5 protein-coding genes and 8 pseudogenes are annotated in these 9,008 nt (G+C 42.6%); all 13 read left to right on the forward strand.

Annotated elements, in window-relative coordinates; all coding sequences use genetic code 11:
• Window positions 1-39: 39 nt before the first annotated feature.
• Entirely contained in the window at window positions 40-1,866 is a 1,827-nt protein-coding gene (gene glmS / locus R1Y93_RS02405; RefSeq protein WP_500821499.1) for a glutamine--fructose-6-phosphate transaminase (isomerizing), read from the forward strand.
• A gap of 79 nt (window positions 1,867-1,945) precedes the next feature.
• Complete coding sequence (locus R1Y93_RS02410) at window positions 1,946-2,362, forward strand: hypothetical protein (protein WP_500821500.1); 417 nt, start codon at window positions 1,946-1,948, stop codon at window positions 2,360-2,362.
• A gap of 105 nt (window positions 2,363-2,467) precedes the next feature.
• Window positions 2,468-3,154: a serine hydrolase gene (locus R1Y93_RS02415; protein WP_500821501.1), complete on the forward strand. Its 687-nt coding sequence runs from the start codon at window positions 2,468-2,470 to the stop codon at window positions 3,152-3,154.
• A complete protein-coding gene (locus R1Y93_RS02420; RefSeq protein WP_500821502.1) occupies window positions 3,114-3,446 on the forward strand; it encodes a serine hydrolase in 333 nt (110 codons plus the stop codon). The genes R1Y93_RS02415 and R1Y93_RS02420 overlap by 41 nt, the downstream gene beginning before the upstream one ends.
• A gap of 121 nt (window positions 3,447-3,567) precedes the next feature.
• Window positions 3,568-3,946 (forward strand): annotated as a pseudogene (locus R1Y93_RS02425) (RidA family protein).
• A gap of 147 nt (window positions 3,947-4,093) precedes the next feature.
• Window positions 4,094-4,599, forward strand: a pseudogene (gene ispF / locus R1Y93_RS02430) (2-C-methyl-D-erythritol 2,4-cyclodiphosphate synthase).
• A pseudogene (gene cysS, locus R1Y93_RS02435) lies at window positions 4,596-5,582 on the forward strand (cysteine--tRNA ligase); the annotation flags it as partial. The pseudogenes ispF and cysS, both read left to right, overlap by 4 nt.
• Before the next feature lie 78 nt (window positions 5,583-5,660).
• Window positions 5,661-6,008 (forward strand): annotated as a pseudogene (locus tag R1Y93_RS02440) (DALR domain-containing protein); the annotation flags it as partial.
• Window positions 5,993-6,413 (forward strand): annotated as a pseudogene (locus R1Y93_RS02445) (Mini-ribonuclease 3). The pseudogenes R1Y93_RS02440 and R1Y93_RS02445, both read left to right, overlap by 16 nt.
• Before the next feature lie 17 nt (window positions 6,414-6,430).
• Window positions 6,431-7,164: pseudogene (gene rlmB / locus R1Y93_RS02450) on the forward strand (23S rRNA (guanosine(2251)-2'-O)-methyltransferase RlmB).
• Window positions 7,165-7,190: 26 nt separating this feature from the next.
• A pseudogene (gene sigH / locus R1Y93_RS02455) lies at window positions 7,191-7,786 on the forward strand (RNA polymerase sporulation sigma factor SigH).
• 422 nt (window positions 7,787-8,208) lie between these two features.
• Window positions 8,209-8,727, forward strand: a complete 519-nt coding sequence (locus R1Y93_RS02460; protein ID WP_500821503.1) for a SipW-dependent-type signal peptide-containing protein — start codon at window positions 8,209-8,211, stop codon at window positions 8,725-8,727.
• A pseudogene (locus R1Y93_RS02465) lies at window positions 8,724-9,008 on the forward strand (hypothetical protein); the annotation flags it as partial. The gene R1Y93_RS02460 and the pseudogene R1Y93_RS02465, both read left to right, overlap by 4 nt.

Below are 9,008 nucleotides of genomic sequence, written 5' to 3' on the forward strand. Positions count from 1 at the left end.
AAAAAGTGATTATACAGATACAAAACAGGAGGTAATCTCATGTGTGGAATAGTTGGATACATTGGCGACAAGCAGGCAGCACCTATTTTGCTGGATGGTCTTTCAAAGCTGGAATACAGAGGATATGATTCTGCTGGGATCGCTGTCTTTGACGGGCAGGAGATCCAGATCAAGAAAACAATGGGCAGACTGAAAGTTCTGGAGGAACTTACTCATGGCGGTGAAACCATGAAGGGCTGCTGTGGGATCGGGCATACCAGATGGGCAACCCATGGGTGTCCTTCAGATGTGAATGCACATCCTCATTTTAATAAGGACCATTCCATCGCAGTAGTACATAATGGCATTATTGAGAATTATGCCAAATTAAAGAAAAAACTGGAAAATAAAGGCTATGAATTCCAGTCTGAGACAGATACTGAGGTACTGGTACACCTGCTTACAGATTATTACAAGGGAGATCCGGTAGAGGCAATCGAAAGGGTAATGCATAGAGTAGAAGGCTCTTATGGACTGGGGATCATGTTTAAGGATCATCCCCATCATATTTATGCAGCACGTAAAGACAGTCCGTTGATCGTAGGTGCAAGCAGCATGGGCAATCTGATCGCATCGGATGTGCCGGCTATCCTGAAATACACCAGAAGTGTATATTATATGGAGAATGAGGAGATCGCTTGTCTTTCAGGAGAGAATATACATTTTTATAATATTGATGGCGAAGAGATCGAGAAAAACCCGACAACTATTGACTGGGACATTAATGCAGCTGAAAAGGGCGGTTATGAGCACTTTATGCTGAAAGAGATATACGAAGAGCCTAAGGCAGTGAGAGATACCATCAGCCCCAGATTAAAGGACGATGATGTAGTGATCGAGGAGCTTGGGATGACAGATGAGGAGATCCGCAGCATCCGTAAGATTGATATTGTTGCCTGCGGTTCTGCCAGCCATGTAGGTATGACTGCCAAATATGTGATTGAAAGCATGGCCAGAATTCCGGTAGAAGTAGATGTGGCCAGTGAGTTCCGTTACCGTGAGCCTATCTATGAAGATAATATGCTGGTGATCATTATCAGTCAGTCAGGGGAAACAGCTGATTCGCTGGCCGCTCTTCGTGACGCAAAGGATCATGGAGTAAGAACACTGGGCATTGTTAATGTAGTAGGAAGCTCTATTGCAAGAGAAGCAGATAATGTAATGTATACATGGGCAGGTCCGGAGATTTCTGTTGCTACTACCAAAGCGTACAGTGCGCAGCTGGCAGCTATGTATCTGCTTTCCATGAAGTTTGCCAAAGTAAGAGGCATGCTCACAGATGAAGAATTTGCACAGCTGAGAAGTGACCTGATTCAGCTTCCAGATCAGATTGAATCCCTGTTTGGCATGAAAGAGAAGATCCAGAAATTTGCCAACCGTTATCTGGCTGCCGGCCATATGTTCTTTATTGGCCGTGGGATCGATTATGCCATTGCAATGGAAGGATCCCTGAAGCTGAAAGAGATCTCTTACATTCATTCAGAGGCATATGCAGCAGGAGAATTAAAGCATGGAACGATTTCCCTGATCGAGGATGGTACCCTTGTTGTTGCAGTAGCCACACAGGAGAAGCTGTATCCGAAGACGATCAGTAATATTGTGGAAGTAAAGACCAGAGGCGCTTTTGTAATGGCTCTTACCAATTTGGGACATACAGATATTGAGAAAAATGCAGATTATGTGATTTATATTCCAAAGACCAGTCAGTATTTTACCAATTCGCTGGCCATTATTCCACTTCAGCTGTTCGGATACTACGTTTCCGTAGGCAGAGGATTGGATGTGGATAAGCCCAGAAATCTGGCAAAATCCGTAACTGTGGAGTAGGGATACTTTCTTATATGTAATAGGAAATTACTCCGTAATGTTCCTATTACATAAAAACGCTCCGCGAGGATGCGGCCAGATGCATGAGGAATATAAGGAGCAGTATATGAGAAGATACGCAAAAGTGATAGCCATGGCTGTGGCAGTACTGGGGATCGTTATTTTTACAGTTAAGCCTCAGGCTGCTGCTGGCGGCAGTCTTTTGTCTGTTACAGAGGAAGCACAGGTTCGTCCTATTCAGGATGGGAGCGGGATGTATCTTCTGAAAAGCGATGGGTTTTATTGTTTGAAAGAAGATGGATCCAGAGATAATCGTCCAGGAGTTCATTATTTCAAGAATTTTACCATCGATGGGACTGTTTTTGAAGGATATTACTACCATGATGAAAGTGGGAAATTTCAGGCACATGGGCCATATATGGCTTATCTGAAAAATCTTTCTGTTTCATCTGAGGAAGATGGGTATACAGCAGGATGGATGTTATATGATCAATAATCTGGGCAGGATTTCCGCTGCACCTCAGATCAGGTATATCCAGCAGCTGACTCGCAGACTGGAAAAACCTATGATTCCTATTATTATTTCGATGAAAACGGCAAGATGAATACAGATCCTGGGATTTTTTATATTTCAATGGATTCAAATGGCAGAAGCTTTGATGGATATTATTATTTTGGAGAGAACGGGGTACTGGCTTCAGAGGCAGGGACCACTCCCCAGGGTTATGTATATGATGCAGATGGCAGGATTCAGAATATGGATGAGGGCGGCATACAAAGGCTGAAGCTATCTTTGCAGGAAATGGTAACAGACTTTGAAGGGGAATGGAGCATCTATGTAAAAGATCTTGGAACAGATGACCAGCTGGTGATCAACAACCAGAAGATGGCGTCTGCCAGCCTGATCAAGGCCTTTGTAATGGCCGAGACCTATGATAATATGGATGTGGTGGCTCAGAGCGAGGAAAGCATACTAAAGAAAGCTGCTGGCAGTAAGGAAGTGTCAAAGAAAATCGGAACTCTCCTTAGTAATATGATCACAGTCAGTGATAATGAATCCTTTAACGAACTGGTTCGCCTTCAGACCAGGAAATATGATTTTGCAGCTGGGGCCGGAAAGATCAATAAATATCTGAAAGCAGAGGGCTATCAGGATACACAGGTGCTTCATACGCTGGCACCATCATCTACAATACCGGTTGGAATCGGAGAGAATAATCCCCACATCTGTGAAGGACTGTGGACTTTTGCTGGAGAAGATCTACAGGGAAGAGTGTGGAAGCCGTAAGGATTCACAGGCAATGCTGGAACTGTTGCTTGGACAGAAGAATCGTACCAAGATTCCGCAGGTGCTGGATGCATCTGTAACGATTGCAAATAAGACTGGGGAAACAGATACTACCCAGCATGATATAGCCATTGTTTATGGAAATCATACAGATTATATTCTGTGTGTGATGTCAGAGGATTGTCCTAAGGAAGAGGATGCCATAGATGATATACGGAAGATTTCTGCTATGGTTTATGAATATCTGGAAAATGTGCCGGAGGAAGCTGACACCTTCCTCTCAGGAAAATAGCTTGACCAGATTTACTATATGATATATTATGATGGATAAAGGTAACTATTCAGCAGGCAGTATCCTGTGAGAGTACTGAATAGTTAAAAAAAAGAAAGATCATTTGAAAGGAGAATGACAAATGAAAGTAGTTTATACAGACAAGGCACCGGCAGCGATCGGACCATATTCCCAGGCAATTATTCTGAATGATATTCTGTTTACATCTGGACAGATTCCAGTTGATCCTGCTACAGGAGAGCTTGCAGGAGATACGATTCAGATTCAGGCTGAGCAGGTAATGAAGAACCTGGATGCTGTTCTTAAAGAGGCCGGAACATCTTTTGAGAATGCAGTTAAGACTACCTGTTTTCTTGCTGATATGGGTGATTTTGCACAGTTCAATGAAATATATGCAAAATATTTCGTGAATAAGCCAGCCCGTTCCTGTGTTGCAGTAAAAACACTTCCAAAGAATGTCCTCCTGCGAAGTAGAAGTGATCGCAGCCATCGAGAAATAATCAGGCACATAAACAAATGATAAAAGCCGGGATACATCCGATTAGCTGATAGGATATTCCCGCTTTTCAGCTTATAAAGAAAGAGTGTAACTATTCAGCAGGGGAATGCATTTTCTGCTGAACTGTTACGAAAGAGGAATACTGACAATGAGAATCGGAATGGGATATGATGTTCACAGGCTGACGGCTGACCGTGACTTGATCCTTGGAGGAGTGAAGATCCCATGGGAACTGGGATTGCTTGGGCATTCAGATGCGGATGTGCTGCTTCATGCTATTATGGATGCACTGCTTGGTGCGGCTGCACTTGGGGATATAGGCAAGGCACTTTCCGGATTCAGAATCAGCAGCCTATATCGCGGTACCTTCCAAGTCTTGTGCTGCTTTCCCATGTGAAGAAACTGATAGATTCCAGCGGATATGAGGTTGGGAATATTGATGCAACGATTATTGCCCAGAAACCTGAAATAGGCACCTCATACTCCGGAGATGGCACCAGGAACGTGGGCAGATCAACATTGGAAATACCTGTGTCCTGTGTGAATATTAAGGCAACGACAGAAGAGGGCCTTGGATTTACAGGGAGGGGAGAAGGGATCGCTGCACAGGCAGTGTGCCTTCTGAATAATAAGATGGAGGAAAGAGAATCATGAAGCTTTATAATACACTGACCCGCAGGAAAGAGGAATTTGTTCCTCTGGAAGAGGGTAAAGTAAAAATGTATGTCTGCGGTCCTACCGTATATAATCTGATCCATATTGGAAATGCCAGACCTATGATTATTTTTGATACTGTCCGCAGATACTTTGAATATAGAGGGTATCAGGTAGAATATGTGTCAAATTTTACAGATGTGGATGATAAGATCATCAAAAAGGCACTGGAAGAAGGTGTAAGTGCACAGGAGATTTCCGAACGCTATATTGCAGAATGCAAAAAGGATATGGCAGGAATGAATGTAAAGCCTGCTACTGTCCATCCACAGGCTACTCAGGAAATTGACGGGATGATCAGTATGATCCAGACCTTAATGGATAAAGGTTATGCATATGCAGCAAATGATGGTACCGTATATTTCAGGGTAAAGAAATTTAAAGAATACGGAAAGCTGTCCCATAAGAATCTGGATGACCTTCAGTCTGGCTTCCGTGCACTTCAGGTATCTGGCGAAGATCAGAAAGAAGATCCCCTGGATTTTGTGCTTTGGAAGCCCAAAAAAGAAGGAGAACCTTACTGGGAATCTCCATGGTGCAAAGGACGTCCAGGCTGGCATATAGAGTGCTCTGTAATGTCTAAGAAATATCTTGGTGAAGAGATCGACATTCATGCAGGTGGGGAAGACCTTATTTTTCCACATCATGAGAATGAGATTGCCCAGAGCGAGTGCTGCAATGACAAGATTTTTGCACGGGAACCTGGACGCATAATGCATTCCTTAATATTGATAACCGTAAAATGTCCAAATCATTGGGTAATTTCCGTACAGTTCGTGAGATCAGCCAGCAGTATGATCTTCAGGTGCTGCGTTTCTTCATGCTGAATGCACACTACAGAAGTCCGCTGAATTTCAGTGCAGATCTGATGGAGGCATCAAAGAATGCCCTGGAGCGTATTGTGGAGGCAGCTGGAAAGCTTGCTGACCAGAAAGACCATGCAGCAGTCAGAGAAGCTTCTCAGGAAGAAAAAAGAACTTATCAAAGAATCTGAAAACTTTGTTACAAAATTTGAAGAAGCCATGGATGATGATTTTAATACAGCAGATGCTTTGGCAGCAGTTTTTGAATTGGTTAAATTTTCCAATACAAATGTAACAGGAGAAAACTCAGCAGAGTTTGCAGGACAGTTGTTCACTACAATGAAGGATCTGTGTGAAGTTCTGGGACTGAACGTGGAGAAAAAAGACGAAATCCTTGATAAAGAGATTGAAGATCTGATCCAGGAGCGCCAGGAAGCAAGAAAGTCCAAAAACTTTGCAAGGGCTGATGAGATCAGAGATGAACTTCTTGGAAAGGGGATTCAGCTTAAAGATACACGCGAAGGTGTAAAATGGAAAAGAATTTAGATAATCTTAAACAGCAGTTTCAATTGGAGGATAGGGACCTTAGGACCTATTCTCCCTTAACACTGGCGTATATTGGAGATGGTGTTTATGAACTGATCATACGGACCATTTTGGTTAAGCGTGGAAACTGTCCGGTGAACCAGCTTCACAAAAAAGCCAGCAGCCTTGTAAAGGCGTCTGCCCAATCTGCAATGATCGAGAAGATCGAGCCTGTACTTACAGAGGAAGAGCATGGGGTTTATAAAAGAGGCAGGAATGCCCATTCAGGTACAATGGCCAAGCATGCCACAATGTCTGATTACAGAAGGGCCACTGGGTTTGAAGCGCTTGTAGGGTATCTTTATTTAAAGAAGATTTTCAAGGATCCTTGAACTGGTAAAGCTGGGATTACCCCAGGAATATTAAGGTGAAAGAGGAATAATATGAGTGAGCAGATAGAGGGACGCAATGCAGTAATGGAAGCATTTCGTTCAGGACAGGTGATCGACAAGCTTTTTATTTTGGATGGGTGTCAGGATGGTCCGGTACGAAGTATTGCTCGTGAAGCCAGAAAAAAAGACACGATTATCAATTATGTTGCCAAAGGAGCGGCTGGATCCAGTTGAGCCAGACAGGCTCTCATCAGGGAGTGATCGCCCAGATTGCTGCCTATGAGTATTCTACCGTAGAGGATATTCTGGAAAAAGCAAGAGAAAAGGGCGAGCCGCCATTTATTTTCCTGCTTGATAATATTGAGGATCCGCATAATCTGGGAGCAATCATCCGGACTGCAAATCTGGCAGGGGCGCATGGAGTGATCATTCCTAAAAGAAGGGCAGTGGGCCTTACAGCTACCGTTGCCAAAACATCTGCAGGTGCATTGAATTATACACCGGTGGCAAAAGTAACAAATCTTGGAAAGACAATTGATGAACTGAAAGAGGCCGGTATCTGGTTTGTTTGTGCAGATATGGATGGTGATAGGATGTATGACCTGAATCTGAAAGGTCCTATCGGTATGGTGATCGGTAATGAAGGAGAAGGAGTCAGCCGGCTCATCAGAGAAAAATGTGACTTTACAGCAGCGATTCCCATGAAAGGGGATATTGATTCTCTGAATGCTTCAGTTGCTGCAGGTATACTTGCATACGAGATCGTTCGTCAGCGACTTTCCTGAAACGCCTGTAAAGGGCAGGAGGAATTATGGAACAGTACAGTAAATATAGTGATGAAGAGCTGATTCAAAGACTGCGTGCCGGTGAAACGGGAATTGCGGATTATCTGATCGAAAAATATAAATATCTTGTACGGCGGAAAGCCAGAGCAATGTTCCTTATAGGCGGTGACACAGATGACCTGATTCAGGAGGGGATGATCGGGCTTTTTAAAGCTGTCAGGGATTATCATCCTGTAAGGAAGCTTCTTTTGTTACCTTTGCACAGATGTGTATTGACCGTCAGATTTACAGTGCTGTTCAAAGTTCCAAGATACAGAAACACATGCCATTAAATACCTATATTTCGCTAAGCCAGGAGGATGAAGAAAGCCCCCTGGCGCAAGCATGGGTTGAAACACCAGAAGAGATCATCATTGACAGGGAGAATACCCGTGCCTTGGAAGATGAAATCAAATCGGCTTTAAGCCCAATGGAAAATACAGTGTTAAATTATTATTTAGAAGGAAAAAGTTATGCAGATATCGGGATGTTGATGGACAAAAATCCTAAGTCTGTAGATAATGCTTTACGAAGGATCCGCACAAAGATCCGTGATTATCTGGAAAAGAAATATGTTCTGTGATATTGTTTTTCTGATGTGAAAAGTTTTAGGTTTTTTTTATAGATCTTTATAGTTCTTTCATTGACTTTTTTTCTCTATTTGGTAAGATATAGCCATCTTATAAATATTTCAGCGTTACATTTCATAAATCTAATTTCTTTTGATCTTAATCTGATCATTTTTTCATTTTTGTATCTTTTTGAATTAGAAATTTGTACTATTCATTTTTGCACATGCCGGAGCATGTACATGTCTTTTTCGTTTCTGGAGGTGATTCCCTTGTGCTGATTCAGTAATTCCGATATGCGAATAGCGGGAAGGATTGTGGGAGTGCAAAGCACGGAACAATCCGTGTAATCATGATTTTGGTGTTTAAACATCAAGATCATTCTATACTTCTGAAAAAAAGAACATGAAAGGAGCTAAATAAAATCTATCAGAAAATGAAAAGAAAAATCATGATCTTATTTGCACTGGGCTGTATGACAGTTCTGGGAGCCGGGGCAGTTACCTATGCCTATCTGACTGATGATGATGTGAAACAAAATGAAATAAGGGCAGCAGAAAATAAAGTACATATAGAAGAAGAATTTAAGCCGCCAGAGGATCCGCAACCAGGTGATGTGATCGTCAAAAAGCCCTGGGTAGTCAATGACAGTAAAATTCCTGTCTATGTTCGGATCAGAGTTTGTTTTTCAGATTCTCGTGGGGAGTCACAGTGTGAACCTTTGCAGATTCACAGAAAATGGAGCCGGCAAGAGGATGGCTACTATTATTATGAAAATGTATTGGCAGCAGGCGAAAAGACAGAGCCCTTATTTGAAAGAATTCAGTTAAAGCCGGATTTGATAAAAGAAGAAATCTGTCCATTCGATCTGCTTGTTTATACTGAATCTGTCCAGGCTTACGGATTTACAAATGCAGAGACTGCATTTGCTGCACTTGATGGAGGAAAAGAATGAGGAAAAATATAAAAGCTATAGGGCTGCTTTTGGCAATTGCCTGCATTTCAGGGGCGCTTTATCAGGGAACAGGTGCTTATCTGACAGATGAAAGAAAGGTTGTGAATCATCTGGATTTTGCAGGAGCGAAAGGGATGCAGGCAGTTCTTACAGAACCGGCATGGGAACCGGAAAAAGGCTTGTTGGTGATTCCAGGAATAAAGCTTTTGAAGGATCCGCAGGTTACGAATACATCGTCTATTGATATGGATGAACTGGTAGCTTTGAAAGTTGAATTTGTT

Source organism: Blautia sp. HA3515, from assembly GCF_059933065.1.